Source organism: Stenotrophomonas sp. ISL-67, from assembly GCF_018612915.1.
Classification (GTDB): Bacteria; Pseudomonadota; Gammaproteobacteria; order Xanthomonadales; family Xanthomonadaceae; genus Stenotrophomonas.
Genome location: NZ_JAGGRL010000004.1, coordinates 114,211 through 130,072, shown reverse-complemented (window position 1 = coordinate 130,072; position 15,862 = coordinate 114,211). Strand labels below are relative to the sequence as shown.

Annotated in this window: 12 protein-coding genes; 8 read left to right on the top strand and 4 right to left on the bottom strand. The window is 67.2% G+C overall.

The window, feature by feature from the left end; genetic code table 11:
- Nucleotides 1–104: 104 nt before the first annotated feature.
- On the top strand, nucleotides 105–3,962 hold the full coding sequence (locus tag J7J08_RS06460; RefSeq protein WP_214902872.1) for a LamG domain-containing protein: 3,858 nt from the start codon (nucleotides 105–107) through the stop codon (nucleotides 3,960–3,962).
- A gap of 136 nt (nucleotides 3,963–4,098) precedes the next feature.
- Here J7J08_RS06460 and J7J08_RS06455 read toward each other — a convergent pair whose 3' ends face one another.
- Complete coding sequence (locus tag J7J08_RS06455) at nucleotides 4,099–4,938, bottom strand: PhzF family phenazine biosynthesis protein (protein WP_214902869.1); 840 nt, start codon at nucleotides 4,936–4,938, stop codon at nucleotides 4,099–4,101.
- A 319-nt stretch (nucleotides 4,939–5,257) separates the two neighbouring features.
- Between J7J08_RS06455 and J7J08_RS06450 the strand changes: the two genes are divergently transcribed.
- Nucleotides 5,258–5,617, top strand: coding sequence for a hypothetical protein (locus J7J08_RS06450; protein WP_214902866.1), 360 nt, complete (start codon nucleotides 5,258–5,260; stop codon nucleotides 5,615–5,617).
- Nucleotides 5,618–5,628: 11 nt separating this feature from the next.
- Here the strand turns inward: J7J08_RS06450 and J7J08_RS06445 are convergent, their stop codons facing one another.
- From J7J08_RS06445 to J7J08_RS06435, 3 genes are all read right to left on the bottom strand, one after another.
- Entirely contained in the window at nucleotides 5,629–6,219 is a 591-nt protein-coding gene (locus tag J7J08_RS06445) for a cysteine dioxygenase family protein (RefSeq protein WP_214902863.1), read from the bottom strand.
- 149 nt (nucleotides 6,220–6,368) lie between these two features.
- Nucleotides 6,369–7,991, bottom strand: coding sequence for a carboxylesterase/lipase family protein (locus tag J7J08_RS06440; RefSeq protein WP_214902860.1), 1,623 nt, complete (start codon nucleotides 7,989–7,991; stop codon nucleotides 6,369–6,371).
- Nucleotides 7,988–8,977, bottom strand: a complete 990-nt coding sequence (locus J7J08_RS06435; RefSeq protein WP_214902857.1) for an alpha/beta hydrolase — start codon at nucleotides 8,975–8,977, stop codon at nucleotides 7,988–7,990. The genes J7J08_RS06440 and J7J08_RS06435 overlap by 4 nt, the downstream gene beginning before the upstream one ends.
- Before the next feature lie 152 nt (nucleotides 8,978–9,129).
- Between J7J08_RS06435 and J7J08_RS06430 the strand changes: the two genes are divergently transcribed.
- The 6 genes from J7J08_RS06430 (at nucleotide 9,130) to J7J08_RS06405 (ending at nucleotide 15,593) form a co-directional block, all read left to right on the top strand.
- Entirely contained in the window at nucleotides 9,130–9,951 is an 822-nt protein-coding gene (locus J7J08_RS06430; RefSeq protein WP_214902854.1) for a 2-keto-4-pentenoate hydratase, read from the top strand.
- A 37-nt stretch (nucleotides 9,952–9,988) separates the two neighbouring features.
- Entirely contained in the window at nucleotides 9,989–10,993 is a 1,005-nt protein-coding gene (locus J7J08_RS06425) for a TRAP transporter substrate-binding protein (protein WP_214902851.1), read from the top strand.
- A gap of 11 nt (nucleotides 10,994–11,004) precedes the next feature.
- Entirely contained in the window at nucleotides 11,005–11,538 is a 534-nt protein-coding gene (locus J7J08_RS06420; protein WP_214902848.1) for a TRAP transporter small permease, read from the top strand.
- Between the two features lie 3 nt (nucleotides 11,539–11,541).
- Nucleotides 11,542–12,825 (top strand): TRAP transporter large permease, encoded by a 1,284-nt coding sequence (locus tag J7J08_RS06415; protein ID WP_214902845.1) that lies wholly within the window; start codon nucleotides 11,542–11,544, stop codon nucleotides 12,823–12,825.
- 88 nt (nucleotides 12,826–12,913) lie between these two features.
- Nucleotides 12,914–14,491, top strand: a complete 1,578-nt coding sequence (locus J7J08_RS06410; protein WP_214903098.1) for a family 43 glycosylhydrolase — start codon at nucleotides 12,914–12,916, stop codon at nucleotides 14,489–14,491.
- A gap of 40 nt (nucleotides 14,492–14,531) precedes the next feature.
- Entirely contained in the window at nucleotides 14,532–15,593 is a 1,062-nt protein-coding gene (locus J7J08_RS06405) for a LacI family DNA-binding transcriptional regulator (RefSeq protein ID WP_214902842.1), read from the top strand.
- Nucleotides 15,594–15,862: the final 269 nt, after the last annotated feature.

Here is a 15,862-nt window from a genome sequence, read left to right as displayed (position 1 = left end):
CTGACGGCCCTGCGCTGGCACTGCGGCCGTGGCGTTGCGCCATGTTCCGCTGACGAGGATGGCGTGTCGTGCCGCACGTTCTCGCTGTGGAAAGGAAAGGTCACATGCTGCTTTGCGTTGATGTTCGGGCCCCGGTGTTGTTGCACGATGCAGGGGCTGTGAGGGCCGGCCAACGGCCGGCGCTACCGAGGGCGATCGCACTTGCCCTGCTCCTTGCCGCTGGCGGTACCGCCTCGGCGCAGACGGCGCCGGAACTGCTGTTCCATGTGTCGGCCGACAAGGGCTTTACCGCCGACACCGCCCACGGCGACGCCATTCCGAACTTCCAGGACAAGGTCAAACGCGTGCCCGATAGCGCGCATGGTTCGGCCATCCAGTGGGAAGACGATGGCGTGCTCTCCTGGAACGCCCCCGGCAACATCCAGGCCCAACGCGGCACCCTCGGCTTTTACTGGCGCCCGCGCTACGCAGTGGGCGAAACGCCGTTCGTGATCTTCCGGGTCGGCTACGCCGACCACAGCAGCTGGGACATGGCCTGGCTGCGCATCGACTGGAACGGCCATGGCTTCGATGCCTTCGTGACCGATGCCAACCTGGCGCGCACCCGCGTGTCGTTCAAGCTCGACCAGAATCCCTCACCCAGCCAGTGGCAGCACATCGCCTTCGGCTGGGATGAAAACCATGGCGTGCGCCTGTACGTGGATGGCAGGGAGGTCGCCCGCCAGGAGACCACCGCCGACTACGACGCCGCGCTGGACCAGCTTGGCCTTGCCGGCCGGGTGATGGCGCCCTACCAGGTGCAGAGCCGCTACAACTTCCTGCGCGGCAGTGATGTCGACGAAATCCGCGTGTACGACCGCCTGCTGGATCCGGCCGGCATGGCCGCGCTGGCCGCCAACCAGGCGCCGACCTCCGCCGCGGCCGATACCGGCGCGCTGCGCGCCTGGAACCACCGCTTCGGCTGGGACCGTACCGCCCCGCCCGCGCTGGCGACCCCGACCACCAGCATCCGCAAGATCGAATTCGCCGACACCAAAGACCACAAACAGTGGATGTGGAAGGCCACCGACGGTATCGCCGAGACCACCTGGCCCGGCGTGTACAACCGCTCGCGCCTGCCCGGCCGCAACGACTATTTCCAGCTGCCGGACTGGAACACCTACGTGGAAGGCGGGCAGCAGCTCGACCTGACCCTGCCGGCTGGCGAGCGCGTCAACCGCATTGAAGTGCGCGGTGCGGCGTTTGGTTCGCTCAGCCACAGCAGCGGTGACGCTGCCGCCACGACGCTGCTGCAGCGCCCGCAGGGCGTGGTGCGCAGCGTGGACGACATCCCCACGCAGACCGGCGGCGTGCTGCACTTCCGCAACACCGCGCAGGAAACCCCCATCCAGGAAATCTGGGCGTACCAGGTCAGCGATGCGGCCGAGCCGGAAGGCACGGTCAAGCAGCGCTATCGGGTCGACAGCCAGGCCCTGCCCGATTACCTCAACATCACCACCCTGCGCGAGTACATCGACGGCCGCTACCCGGCCGCCGAGCGCAGCACGGTGATGGCGCTGCCCAAGGGCGCCGGTTCGCGCCGGCGTGGTGCCGACACGCTGCCGGCCAACCCGTTGCCGATCGTGCACGTGCTGGTGCCGTCCGGCGTGGGCGACGCACCGGCCGCGCAGCCGCTGATCCGCAGCTGGGCACACAGCTGGGAAAACATGTACGACGGGCTGGATGGCGTGGCCATCGACCTGCCGGCGCTCGATCTGCCCGCCGCGCGCGATGGGCTGATTCCGCTCAACATCCGCATCAAGGACCCGATCTGGCCGGCGCGCGACATGATCGATGTGTCGGTGTCGGTGAAGCCCAACGAAAAGTGCACGCTGTGGCTGGACCTGCGCGACCGCATCCTCACCGCCGACAGCCTGTGGATCAGCGTCGCCTCGGGCGCGCCGGGCTTCAACGCCGGTTCGCTGGATGGCGCGGAGATCCGCATGGTCTACAAGGCGCGCGAGGAGGCGAAGCAGGAACACGTGGCCGACCGCTTCAACCAGGCCCGTGACAACTGGGGCTTCCTGGTGGAAGAACACACCACCTCCAAGCGCCAGCGCCTGTATGCGCGCGTGTACGCCGACCTGACCGACCTGCTGCGGGTGGACCCGGACCACGCGCTGGGGCGGCTGTACTGGAACTACATCAGCTACAACAGCCAGGGCAAGCCGCCGTTCACCCAGCCCGAAGCGCCCAAGGGCGTGCCGCTATGGGCGTTCCGCCAGACCGAAGACCTGAAGTACGTGCGCCGCTTCGTGGACTGGTGGATCGACAACCGGCAGATCGCCTACGGCGATTTCGGTGGCGGCATTTCCGACGATACCGACCTGACCCAGCAATGGCCCGGCCTGGCCCTGATGGGCGTGGAGCCGGACCGGCTCAACCGCTCGCTCACCGCGCTGTCCGATGCGGTGTACCGCAACGGCATGTTTTCCAACGGCCTGAGCACCATCGAAACCGATGAATTGCATTCGTACGAGGAAGGCATCAACGCCAACAGCGCGATGCTGTACCTCAACTGGGGCGACCCGCTCACCGTGGAGCGCCTGATGGAAACGGTGAAGGCGTTCAATGAGCGCATCATCCTGCCCAACCCGCAGGGCCACCTGCTGTTCTCCAGCAACTGGTTTGGCGGCAACAAGGTCTATCGCGAGCCGAACTGGCAGTGGCAGAAGCCGTATTCGTTCCCGGCGCTGCACCCTGCATTCCTGATGGGCCAGTACAATGCCGACCCCACCGGCCGCAAGCTGGTCACCGGCCTGGCCGACAGTTACCTGGCCCACGCCTACACCGACGACAAGGGCCGCTGGGCGTTGCCCAACGAGATCAACTGGGCCACCGGCAAGGTACGCGGCGGCGAGCTCAACAACGGCTCGGGTGGCGGCGATGTGATGCACACGTTCTGGGCGGCGTGGCGCTGGAGCGGCGACGACAAGTACCTGAAGGCGCTGGACTACCGCGTGGCGCGTGGCGGGCCGGGAGCGCTTTCCAACCTTGGCGAGAACTACGTGGAGGTGCTGGGAAAAGCGCAGGCATGGAACCCGACGCTGATCGCCGATGCCGACGCCGGCAACACCGGGTTCTCCAGCCTGATGGCGTGGCAGGCCACCGGTGACAAGAAGTACCTGGAAGCACTGCACGCCGACGGCATCCAGGCCAAGGCGCAGCGCGAGTACATGAACACCGAGGGCCACTGGTGGTCGGACCGCGTGGAAGCGCCCAGCGAGTTCCTGCAACGGGCACGTTTGGGTGGCATTGCGCTGAAGCGCAACCAAAGCTGGCCGGGGCATACGGTGAGCTGGCGTTTCGCGCAGCCGGATGCGGCCGGGCAGGTGGCGTTGCTGGTGCATGCGCCGTCGACCGAGCGGTTCAAGGTGATCGGTTACAACCTGGGCAAGCGCGCGGCGGATGCGGAGATGAGCACGTGGAATGTCACCGCCGGTACGTGGCGGATGACCAGTGGGGTAGACCGGGATGGGGATGACCGGATTGATGGCAAGGGTGAAACGCGCGAAGTAACGCTGGAGCGCAGTGCGTCGATTCCGCTGCGTTTTGCACCGGGTGTCGCGCAGGTGTTCGAGTTCGAGCTGATCAAGGCGGGTACGCCGGTGGAGCAGCGGCCGGACCTGGGGATTGGGCGGGGCGATGTGCGGGTGGATGGCCGGCAGGTGCAGGTGACCGTGCACAGCCTGGGGCATGTGGGCACGCCGTTGGGGACGGCGGTGCTGGAAGATGCGGGCGGGCGGGAGCTGGCGCGGATCGAGATTCCGGCGATGGATGCGCCTACCGATCTGGTGCCGAAGACCACCACGGTTGGGCTGCCCCTGCCGGCGGGAGACCGTAGCGGCCTGCGCGTTCGGGTGATGCTGGCTGATGGTGCCGCAGAAGTGACCCAGCGCAACAACGTGGTGCCGGTGGAGTAGCCGCAGACGGCGTGGCTCCGGTTGGGGGCACGCCGTTACCGCGCCAATGCGTTGGCCGCCGGTAGGGTCGCATCCCAATCGACTGCCGGTAACGCTTCAACGTGCGATGGCGGCATGACCCAAAACAAACGCCGCCCTACAACGTCACCGATCCCTCAATACACGTCACGCACGCACCCCCGATCCACAACGTCTCCCCCACCCGCTCCACCTGCACTCGCCCGGCGCGCCCCAATACCGTGCCCTGGCTGACCACATACCGGTCCGGTGCCGCGCCCTCACGCAACAACCAACGCGCAATGCCGGCGTTGAGGCTTCCCGTCACCGGATCCTCCGGCGCAGCGTCACCCGCGATGAACGCACGCGATTCGAACTGCGCGTCCACGCCCGCGTCCCCGTCGCACGCAGCGAACACGCCAATCATCAACCCCTCCAGCGCCGCGTAATCCGGCCGCACCGCCAACACCGCCGCGCGGCTGCGCAACCGCACCGCCAACCACGGCGGCCCGTTGTCCACCCACTGCGCATCCAGCACCTCGCCCGGCGCCACCCCAAGACCCGCAACAACCCGTTCGCGCAACGCCGGCTCCAACGGTCCCTCGCGGCGCAACGGCGGCGCCTCGAACGCGAACCCGTTGGCTGTACGCCGAATCCGCACCAGCCCGATCCCGCACTCCTGCACGATCTCCGCACCGCGCGGCACGCCGCCACTGGCCAACCACGCATGGCAACTGCCCAGCGTGGGGTGCCCGGCAAAGGGCAGTTCACCCACGGTGGTGAAGATCCGCACGCGGTAATCGGCACGCGGGTCGGTCGGCGCTGAAACGAACGTCGTCTCGCTCAGGTTGGTCCAGCGCGCAAACGCGGCCATGCGCACATCGCTCAGCGCGCCGGCATTGAGCACCACTGCCAGCGGGTTGCCCAGCAGCGGGTCTGTGCTGAACACGTTGACCTGGAGGAAGGGGTGGCTGGACACGGAAGATACCTGCGGGGCATCGGGCTCGCGCTCATCTTCGCCTGCTCCGCTCCCCGCCGGTAGGGTCGCATCCCAATCGACGCGGTGCATGGATGCACAAGTGGTGCGGCCGCAGGACGCGGAGGAGCATCCACCGCCGGTACCGCGCCAACACGCGGTAATGGCATGACCACAATCGACATCGGCTGTACCCCTACCCGGTGAACCCCACATCAAATCTAGGAACTTCTTCAACGCACCACCCCGACGGGCGCAGATAGCATCAAGTCGTGATCGCCGCTCCGATGCACAGCGCTCAACTTTCCGGGGAAACTACCTAATGAACACCAACGTCGCCGCCGACCTCGACGAGGTGGCGCGGACCCATGTACGCCCGCGCCCGCAGACTGGCGCTTCCGGCACACGTCGCGGCTGGCGGGTGCGGGAGTTCGAGGACGGTGGCGTTGACCACGTTGAAGTGCGTGATGGCAGCGGGCGCGTGCAGCTGGTCATCGCGCACGCTGCAGGGGTGTTCTGGGCGCTGCACGTAGGGTTTCCCACGGCACGGGTGTCGTTCCCGAACTGGCGCCTGAAGTTGCCGGACGGTGCGGGACCTACGGTGGTCTACGTCAGTCCCAGCTTCTCCCTCACCCGTTTCAGCAACGGCGATGAAGCGGTGTGGTGCATACAGCCCGCATGACCGGCAACGCCCTACGCGGCGTCTGTTTCCATTTCCTTCATGCGGCGCTCGTACCAGCCGTCGTGGCCGGGTTCGAAGACCGCGCTGCGGGTCATCTCGCCCTGGTAAACGTGCACGGAGATCGCCAGCCGTTCGTCGCTGGTGTTGCGGATGGTGTGGTATTCGTGCGGCGGAATCAGGCTGCCGGCGCTGCCGCAGTCGCCAATGACGGTGGCCTCCTGCTGGAAGCGGAAGCGTTCGCCATCGCGCTCCAACAGGCTGTACTGGGTGACTTCCAGCTGCCCCAGCCAGACGCCTTCCACGCACCACAACCCGCTGTGGTCATGCAGCGGCGTGCCCTGCCCTGGTGCCCAGCTCATGGCGACGATGCTGTAGCCATGGTCCGGGCTGCGGTACAGCTCGCGGCGGGCGTAGTGGTCGCTGATCGGGCGGTGGCAGCAGGCCGGCAGCTGGATGCGGCTGTCGGCAATGGCCTCGCGCAGTGCGCCGCGCAGGATCTTGGCGATCTGCTGCGGATCGTCATGCTGTACCGCCTGGTCCACGGCGGCGATCAGTCGATCGCGGCCATGGAACGGCGGGAAGGGAGTGCATTGATCGTGCATGCCCGCAGTCTAGGCGATGCAGGTGAATAAGTTGTTTGCTCTGAATCACGGCTGATCGCAGTGTTTTGGCCGAAGAAGCTATCGAATTACGTTCATTGGTTGACTGTGCCTATCGGTGATGGGGTGCGCAGGACACGCAGGGCGTGTCGCTACGCGGTGCCGCGCTGCACGAACGGGGCCTGTTGATACAACCGCCGCTCGCCTCCGCGCGGGTCGTTTTCCTGCCGGGACGGCACATTGAACAGCATCGTCTGCCGCTGCTCCAATCCGTACTGCTCCCATTCCGGCAGCCCGGGATGTTGCGGATTGCCGGTGCGCGCGAAGGCCAGCAGCGCCTCGCTCATCACGTCGGCCATCTGCTGCGCATCGGCGCCCTCCCCGGTTCGCGACCCTTCTGCCCGCACGTTGTCGAACACGAGTGGGATATCCAGCGTATGGAACGCGCCCAGCTTGCCTCCCTCCAGCGGAGATCCCCAATCGAGCTGGTAAGCCCAGGTGGGCGCCCCCTGCCGGGCGCGTGCTTCCAGTTCCTCCACCGCACCGCGCCAGGATCGCCCGGCGGTAGTGGCGGCAAAAAACACGTCTGAGGCGGTGTAATGTGGGTAAAGGCGGCGATATTCGGCAATCACCACCGAAGGCAGCAGGTCCACGAACTGTTCCTTCTCCAGCTGGGCCGGCAGCGTTTCCCAGCTCAGCGCGAAGTTGGCCGGGTCGTGGCCGAGGAAGGCGCGCGTTTCGTCATGGGTATTGCCGATCACCATCGGGATCCGGGCGGACTGCGCAGGCGCCTGTGGCCAGAACGGGTGCACCGGCAATACGCCGCCGTCGACCACGGGGCCGACATACAGGCCGGTGCTCTCCACCCGCGACGGGTCGCGCGCGCGGGTGGCCGCCAGCAACGCCGATGCCGGCAGCGCCAGCAACGCCTCCACATCCTGCGCACCCACCGCCTGCATCGCGATCTGCGCGCGCTGTGTGGCGGCGCGGGGGCCAGCGGCGGTGACCTGCTGGCCGCTCATGGTCCACGCACGATGGAACAGACCGCGCGCGGCGGGCATGGCCATCAAGGTGGCGATCTTGGCGCCGCCGCCGGATTGCCCGAACACGGTGATGTTGTCGGCATCGCCACCGAATTCCTGCGCATGCTCGCGCACCCACTGCAGCGCCTGGATCAGGTCGAGCTGGCCGACATTGCCGGAATCGGCGAAGCGCGCATCGCCCAGCTGCGCCAGGTACAGGTAGCCGAATACGTTGAGCCGGTGGTTGACGGTAACCACCACTACATCGCCACGCCGGCACAGCGCGCTGCCGTCGTACTGGGGGTCGCTGCCGGAGCCGTTGTTGTAGGCGCCGCCGTGGATGTAGAACAGGATCGGCCGGCGCTTGCCGTCGCGCAGCGCAGGCGTCCACACGTTGAGGAACAGGCAGTCTTCGCTGCCGGGACCCTCGGTGCCGCCCTGCGGTGCCGAAGCTCCGTAGGCCAGTGCATCGCGCACGCCACGCCAGGGCGCTTCAGGCAGCGCCGGCTGGAACCGCCGGGTGGACGTGTCCGCGCCATAGGCCACGCCACGGAAGCTGTGCACGCCCTGTGCGTAGCGGCCACGCAGGCGCCCGCCGCGCACGCGGGCCAGCGAATCCGCCTGTGCTGCAGGGGTGGACGCACTGGCCAGCGCCGGCAGCAGCGGTAGCGAGCTGGCCGCAAGCAACATGGCATAGCGGGCGCTGTCGCGCAGGAAACGTCGGCGCTGCAGGTCGGCCGGGCTGAGGGTCATGGCGTACTCCCGGTGTTCTGCGCCCGCATCCAGCGCAAGGCCAGCGTGGGCCACTGCGCGGCAAGCGCATCGGCCGGCAGGCGCACGCCAAAGCCATGCCCGCCATGCGCGAACAGGTGCATTTCACCGGGTACGCCGGCTGCCAGCAGTGCCTGGTAGTACTGCAGGCTGTTCTGCACCGGCACCACCTCGTCATCCTGCGCATGCACCAGGAAGGTGGGCGGCGTCTGCGCGCTGACCTGCGCCTGCATCGAATACTGCTGTTCCAGTGCGGGCGTGGGATGCTCGCCCAGCAGCCGCGTGCGCGAGCCGGCGTGCGCGTGCCTGCCCATGTCGATGACCGGGTACAGCAGCAGGGCGAAATCGGGACGCGCGCTGAGCGTATCGATCGCATCGCCAGTGCCGGGCAGTGCGGTCGCATAGCCGTTGCTCAGCCGGGCGGCGACGTGACCACCGGCCGAGAAGCCCATCACGCCGATCCGCGCTGGATCCAGCTGCCACTTCGCCGCGCCCGCGCGGATCACCCGCAACGCGCGCTGCGCATCGGCGAGAGCCGCCTGGCGATCTACGCGCCCGGCCGGCAGCCGGTAGCGCAGCACGAACAGGGTCACCCCGCCCTGCTCCACGAAGGCCGGCACCAGCGCGGTGCCTTCGTTGTCCAGCACGATGCGCTGGTAGCCACCGCCGGGAATGACCAGCAACGCGGTGCCGTTGGGTTTGGCCGGGGGGTAGGCGACCAGGTAGGGCGCGCTGACGTTGTCGATGTAGCGGTCGGGCAGCGCGGCATCGGCGCTGCGTTCGATGACGTTGGGCAGCGTGGGGCGCCTGGGCTCACCGGGGACCTTGCCGGCGGGCCAGAGCTCAATCCGGGTCGGGGTGCCCAAGGCGGGCTCGGTCTGCGGCACCGGCCGATCAACGGCGTGGGCCGGGGCAACGGTGGCCAGCAGGCAGCCGGCCAGCAGGGAGATCAACACAGCACAACGCATCCGCGGCAGTCCTCGTCGGGGGTGGGTAAACGGTAACGCGCCGGCCCGTGCGGGTTCTGACGCGCTGCACATTGCCAATGACACCGGTTTACCATATACAGCTCATCCAAGCGCTGTCGATGGGCAGTGCAACAAATCACCGGGAGACCCGCTTGAGCAACGATCAAGGCAAACAGGACCTGCCAGAACAGGGGTTGGGCGACATCGCCCGCGCGTTCGTCACGGCCCGCCAGCAGGGTCGGTCACTACCGGAATTCCCGGGAACCATCCCGGCTGACCTGGTGACCGCCTACCAGGTACAGGACCAGGCCATCGCGCTCTGGGACGACCAGGTGGTGGGCTGGAAGGTGGGCTACATCGCGGCCGAGCGCCGTGACAGCTCCGGCGACGACCGCCTGCTGGGCCCGATTTTCTCTCAGCGGTTCTGGAATGCTACCGGTGGAACAGTGGATATTCCGGTGTTCGTCGGCGGCTTTGGCGCGGTCGAAGCCGAGTACGTGATCCAGCTCCAGCAGGACGCCCCGGCCGACAAGCTGCACTGGACCGCCGAAGAGGCCGAAGCCCTGCCCGCCAGGCTGTTCATCGGGGTGGAAGTGGCCAGCAGCCCGCTGGCCACGATCAACAAGCTGGGCCCGCGTGTGGTGGTGTCGGACTTTGGCAACAACAACGGCCTGGTGCTCGGCCCGGAGATTCCGGACTGGACCGCGCTGGACGACGCCGACCTGCGCGCTGAAACCCGTATCGACGGCGAGGTGGTGGGTACCGGCGGTGCCACCCTGCTGCCCGGCGGCCTGCGCACCGCGTACGCGTTCGCGCTGGCCCGTTCGGCCCAGCGCGGCCGCCCGCTGAAGGCCGGCGATCTGATCGCCAGTGGCAATGCCACCGGTATCCATGACATTGCCGTAGGCCAACAGGCACTGATCCGTTTCGCCGGTTACGGCGACATTACCTGCAGGGCCATCGCCGCCGGGTAACCGTGCGGCCATGGCGAGTACGCTTGGGAGGGCGCAGATGATTACTCGCAGAAGTTTCCTTGCCACCAGTCTGGGCGCGCTGAGCGTGCCCGCGCTGTCGGCATGTTCCGGCTCCAGCAGCACCGCGCCCGACGGCGCGCGGTTGCTGACCGCCACCGATGTGCATGTGGCCGACTACCCCACCGTGACCGCGGTGAAGTGGATCGGCCAGCAGCTGGAAGAAAAAACCGGTGGCCGCCTCAGGCTGCGCCAGTACCACTCCGGCCAGCTCGGCCGCGAGTCCGAGGCGATCGACATGGCCCGCTTTGGCGTCATCGACATCACCCGCGTGTACTCGGGCGCACTCAACAACGCGTTCCCGCTGACCCAGGCGCTGTGCCTGCCCTACGTGTTCGAATCGGTGGCGCACATGCGCCGTGCGCTCGACGGTGGCGTGGCCGATACGGTGCTGCGCGGATTTGAAACGCGCGACCTGGTCGGCCTGGCGATCTACGATTCCGGCGCGCGCTGCTTCTACAACACCAAGCACCCGATCGTGCAGCCGACGGACCTGCACGGCCTGAAGCTGCGCGTGGCCAACTCCGACATCTTCATCCAGCTGATGCGCCTGCTCGGTGCCAACCCGACCCCGATGTCGCTGGGCGATACGTTCTCGGGCATGGAAACGCACATGATCGACGGTGCGGAAAACAACATGCGCAGCTTCCACTCCAGCCGCCATTTCGAGGCCGCGCGCTACTGGTCGCAGAGCGAGCATTCGTATGCGCCGGACGTGCTGTTGATGTCACGCCGCAGCTTTGAAACGCTCAACCCGGAAGATCGCCAGCTGCTGCTGCAGACCGCGCGCGAGTCGGTCGGGGTGATGCGCCAGCAGTGGGATGCCTCGGAAAGCACCGCCCGCCAGGCCGTGGCCGACTTCGGCATCCAGTTCAACGAGGTCGACATGCCGGCCTTCCGCAAGGCCGCCGACCCGTTGCTGCAGCAGTACCTGCAGCGGCCGGAGCTGGCTGCCCTTACCCGTCGCATCCGCGACTTCGCCTGAGGCCCGCCGCGATGTCCGACACGACTTCCGAAACCGTAGTAGACCTCCGTTCGGCGCCACAACGCGCGCTGGATGCCATTGCCGACGTGGCCATTTACATCGCCGTACTCGCCCTGCTCGGGCTGGTGGTGGTGCAGGGCTGGCAGGTGTTTGCCCGCTACGTCATCAACGATTCGCCCAGCTGGACCGAGCCGGTGACCCTGCTGTTGCTGGCCACGGCGATGAGCCTGGGCGCGGCCACCGGCGTGCACACCCGCCGTCACTTCGGCTTCTTCCTGCTGGCCGCGCACATGCGCCCGAACCTGCGCCGCGCGGTGGATGTATTCGCTGCGCTGGTGGTGGCCGTGCTGGGCGTGGTCATTGCCTGGTGGGGCGGTGTGCTGCTGATCGACGGGCTGGATATCAAGACCGCCGGCGCCAACCTGCCGCAGAGCATCAACTACCTGCCATTGTCGATTGGCGGTGCGCTGATGGCGGTGTTCGCGTTGAACCAGATGGTGCAGGCCGCGCAACCGGCGGTTGTTGAAGCAGAGGGAGACCGCTGAGTCATGGGTATCACGATCCTTTTCACTGTATTTGCGGTACTGCTGCTGCTCGGCGTGCCGGTGGCGTATGCGCTGGCCGCAGCGGCGCTTGCCACGCTGTGGTACCTGGACCTGCCGACGCTGGTGCTGGTGCAGCAGATTTCGGCGGGCACCGGTTCTGCCTCGCTCATCGCCATTCCATTGTTCATCTTCGCCGGTGAAATCATGATGCGTGGCGGCATTTCCGAACGGCTTATCGCGCTGGCGTCGTCGCTGGTGGGGCGCATGCGCGGCGGCCTTGGCCAGGTGTCGATCCTGTCGTCGCTGTTCTTCGGCGGTGTGTCCGGTTCGGCGATCGCCGACGTGTCGGCGGTGGGCGGCACCATGATTCCGCAGATGGTCAAGCGCGGCTATGACCGCGATTTCGCCGTGAACGTGAGCATCACCGCCGCGCTGGTGGCGTTGCTGGTGCCACCGTCGCACAACCTGATCCTGTTCTCGGCGGCCGCCGGTGGCGGGCTGTCCATCGCCGACCTGTTCGCAGCGGGCATCGTGCCGGCGCTGCTGATGACGGTGACGCTGATGGTCACCGGCTACGTGGTGGCGCGGCGCCGTGGTTACGGGGTGGAAGTGTTCCCGGGGTGGCGCGCGGTACTGCTGCGCATGGTCTCCGCCCTGCCCGGCCTGGGCCTGGTGGCGCTGATCTTCATCGGTATCCGCGCGGGCATCTTCACCGCGGTGGAGAGCGCGGCCATTGCCGTTGTCTACGCGCTGCTGGTGACTACGGTGCTGTACCGCCAGCTCAACTGGCGCGAGTTCCTGGGCACGGTGACCCATGCCGCGCGCAGCACGGGCGTGATCCTGTTCGTGATCGCGGCGGCGGCGGTGTTCGGCTGGCTGCTGGCGTTCCTGCAGGTGCCGGCGGCGGCGGTGGCGTTCCTGCAGTCGTTCGCGCACAGCCAGTTCATGGTGCTGCTGATGATCGTGGTGATGTTGCTGCTGCTGGGCACCTTCATGGACCTGGCGCCGATGATCCTGATCTGCACGCCGATCTTCCTGCCGGTGGCCAAGGCCTACGGGATCGACCCGATCCACTTCGGCCTGGTGCTGGTGCTGACCGGTGGCCTGGGCCTGGTGACCCCCCCGGTGGGCTCGGTGCTGTTCATCGGCACGGCGATCGGCAAGATCAGCGTGGGCGAAAGCATGCGCTCGATCTGGCCGTTCTGGTTCGCCGCGCTGGGCGTGCTGTTCATCGTGACCTTCTTCCCGCAGCTGTCGCTGTGGCTGCCGGCGCTGCTGCGCGCCTGACCGCGGGGCGGCCCCGTGCCGCCACCGCTGACGTGGACCCGCCTGCGCGGGCGGGTCCTGCACCGAACAAGGGAGACCCCGCATGCGTATGAAGACCCTGCTGGCCGGGCTGGCCACCGCTGGCGTGTTGTTGGCCGGTGCCCTGCACGCCGCCGATGCGCCCGCTACCTCCTGGAAGCGCGGCATCGAGAACCAGCGCCAGGCCGACCTGGGCAACGGCACCTTCCTCAACCCGGTGTTCGCCGGCGACCGCCCGGATCCCTCGGTGCTGAAGGATGGCGACGATTACTACCTCACCCTGTCCTCGTTCGATGCCTACCCGGGCCTGCCGATCTGGCATTCGCGCGATCTGGTGAACTGGCAGCCGATGGGCCACGCGATCACGAAGAACGTGGGCGCGATCTGGGCGCCGGACATCGTCAAGCACGAAGGCCGTTACTACATCTACTTCCCGGCCCGCACCGGCGAGACCCGCAGCAACTTCGTGGTGTGGTCCGACAGCATCCGCGGGCCGTGGAGCGAGCCGATCGACATCGGCCTGGGCGGCTACATCGACCCGGGCCACGCGGTGGGCGAAGACGGCAAGCGCTACCTGTTCCTCAGTGGCGGGGCCTACGTGCAGCTGGCCGACGATGGCCTGAGCGTGGTGGGCACCCCCAAGCACGTGTACGACGGCTGGAAGTACCCGGAAAGCTGGGACGTGGAGGCATACGCGCAGGAAGGCCCCAAGATCAATTTCCACAACGGCTGGTACTACATGACCACCGCCGTGGGCGGCACCGCCGGCCCGCCCACCGGGCACATGGTGATCACCGCGCGCTCGCGTTCGATCCATGGGCCGTGGGTGAACGCGCCGAACAACCCGATCACGCGCACGAAGTCCGCCAGTGAGCCGTGGTGGTCGCGCGGCCACGCCACCGTGGTGGAAGGCACCGACGGGCGCTGGTGGATGATGTACCACGGCTACGAGAACGGATATTGGACGCTGGGCCGCCAGGCGCTGCTGGAGCCGATCGAGTGGACCGACGATGGCTGGTTCGTAGCCAAGGGCGGCGATCTGGGCCAGCCGCTGGCCAAGCCGTCGGGCGAATCGGTGGGCCCCCACGGCATGGCGCTGTCCGACGACTTCACCGGCAAGACCCTTGGCGCGCAATGGTCGTTCTTCAATCCGGCCCAGGACGAGTACAAACGGCTGGGCTTCGGCAGCGGGGGGATGACCCTGCAGGGCAAGGGCGACACCCCGAAGGACAGCTCGCCGCTGACCGCCATCGCCGGTGACCAGGCCTACCAGTTCGAGGTCGAAATGGACATCGAACCCGGTGCCATCGGCGGCGCCCTGCTCTTCTACAGCGACAAGCTGTACGTAGGCGTGGGCAGCAACGGCGAGAAGTTCATCATGCACCGCTATGGCGAGGAGCGACCCACCCGGCTGGCGCCCAGTGCGAAAGGTGGCAAGCTGTGGCTTCGGGTGACCAACAACCGGCACATCGTCACCATCCACTCCAGCTCCGATGGCAAAACCTGGCAGAAGTACCCGGTTCAGATGGAAGTCTCCGGCTACCATCACAATGTGGTCGGCAAGTTCCTCGCCCTGAAGCCGGCCCTGTACGCCGCCGGCGACGGCAAGGTCCACTTCCGCCAGTTCCGCTACCGCGCCCTCGATTGAGTGGCCGGCAGCCTCCATAGACCTCCATTGGTTTGAACACATGTCACTGCGCACCAAGACCGACGCTGCTTCACCGTACGGGTTGACCAAAGGCAAGGCCGCCACGATCAACGACATCGCGCGTCTGTCGGGGGTATCCAAGAAAACGGTTTCGCGGATCATCAACAACTCGCCATTGGTGCGCAAGGACACCCGCGAGAAGGTGGAAACGCTGATGCGCGAGGTGGGCTACACACCCGACCCGCTCGCGCGCGGCCTGGCCTTCCGTCGTTCATTCCTGATCGGCATGGTCTACGACAACCCGACCGCGCAGTACATCGTGGACATGCAGTACGGCGCGCTGGATGCGCTGCGCGGCTCCAGTTTCGAGCTGGTGGTGCACCCCTGCGATTCGCGCAGCCCGGGTTACATCGAGGGCGTGCGCCGCTTCGTGCAGCAGCAGAAGCTGCACGGGGTGATCCTGGTGCCACGCGCCTCCGAAGACCAGGCGCTGGTGGACATGCTGGATGAGATCGGCTGCCGCTTCACCCGCATCGCCGCGCTGCCGCTGGACGAAACCTCGCAGATGGTGGTCACCCACGACCGCGACGGCGCCGCCGAAGCCGCCGATTACCTGCTCTCGCTTGGCCACCGTGACATTGCGCTGGTCACCGGCCCCAGTGCCTACCGTTCGGCGCACGAGCGCACCGCCGGCTTCATCGATGCCCTCGCCCAGCGCGGGATCGAGCTGCCGCCCGGACGCATCGTGGAGGCCGGCTACACCTTCGAATCCGGCGTGGCCGCCGCCGAGAAGCTGCTGCTGGGCAAACAGCGCCCGACCGCTATCTTCACCGGTAACGATGAAATGGCCGCCGGCATCTACAAGGTGGCGCTGCGCGCGGGCATCAACATTCCGCGCCAGCTGTCCATCATCGGCTACGACGACAGCCCGCTGGCCTCGCGCCTGTGGCCGTCGCTGACCTCGGTACGCCGCCACACCCGCGACACCGGCCGCACTGCCGCGGCGATGCTGGTCCAACCCGACGGCCAGGCCGCGCTGCAGATCGCCAGCGTGCGCCCGCATCTGATCGTGCGCGATTCGTGCCAACCGCCGGAGGACTAACCCGGGAGGATTGAGCCCCGGAGGGGATCAATCCGGTAGGTCACGCAAGGAACGGCGCAGCCGTTCCTAACGTCGTTTACCGACGGCCCGAAGGGTGGCCGCCGCCAGGCGGGCATACCGTTAGTCGTGACTCCTTAGTCCCTGTAACGGTGACACCCCCACATTGCCCGGGCCCCTCCCACCTTGCACCGCAAAATGACACCGGTTTCCTGTCCGGCTAGAATGGACGGAAATCGCGCCGGGGCCGCCCCTGCGGCCCACCCCTGCTC

Coding starts and splice junctions, on each gene's coding strand:
- J7J08_RS06460 (WP_214902872.1), top strand. CDS start 105: ATGCTGCTTTGCGTTGATGTTCGGGCCCCGGTGTTGTTGCACGATGCA.
- J7J08_RS06450 (WP_214902866.1), top strand. CDS start 5,258: ATGAACACCAACGTCGCCGCCGACCTCGACGAGGTGGCGCGGACCCAT.
- J7J08_RS06445 (WP_214902863.1), bottom strand. CDS start 6,219: ATGCACGATCAATGCACTCCCTTCCCGCCGTTCCATGGCCGCGATCGA.
- J7J08_RS06440 (WP_214902860.1), bottom strand. CDS start 7,991: ATGACCCTCAGCCCGGCCGACCTGCAGCGCCGACGTTTCCTGCGCGAC.
- J7J08_RS06435 (WP_214902857.1), bottom strand. CDS start 8,977: ATGCGTTGTGCTGTGTTGATCTCCCTGCTGGCCGGCTGCCTGCTGGCC.
- J7J08_RS06425 (WP_214902851.1), top strand. CDS start 9,989: ATGATTACTCGCAGAAGTTTCCTTGCCACCAGTCTGGGCGCGCTGAGC.
- J7J08_RS06420 (WP_214902848.1), top strand. CDS start 11,005: ATGTCCGACACGACTTCCGAAACCGTAGTAGACCTCCGTTCGGCGCCA.
- J7J08_RS06415 (WP_214902845.1), top strand. CDS start 11,542: ATGGGTATCACGATCCTTTTCACTGTATTTGCGGTACTGCTGCTGCTC.
- J7J08_RS06410 (WP_214903098.1), top strand. CDS start 12,914: ATGAAGACCCTGCTGGCCGGGCTGGCCACCGCTGGCGTGTTGTTGGCC.
- J7J08_RS06405 (WP_214902842.1), top strand. CDS start 14,532: ATGTCACTGCGCACCAAGACCGACGCTGCTTCACCGTACGGGTTGACC.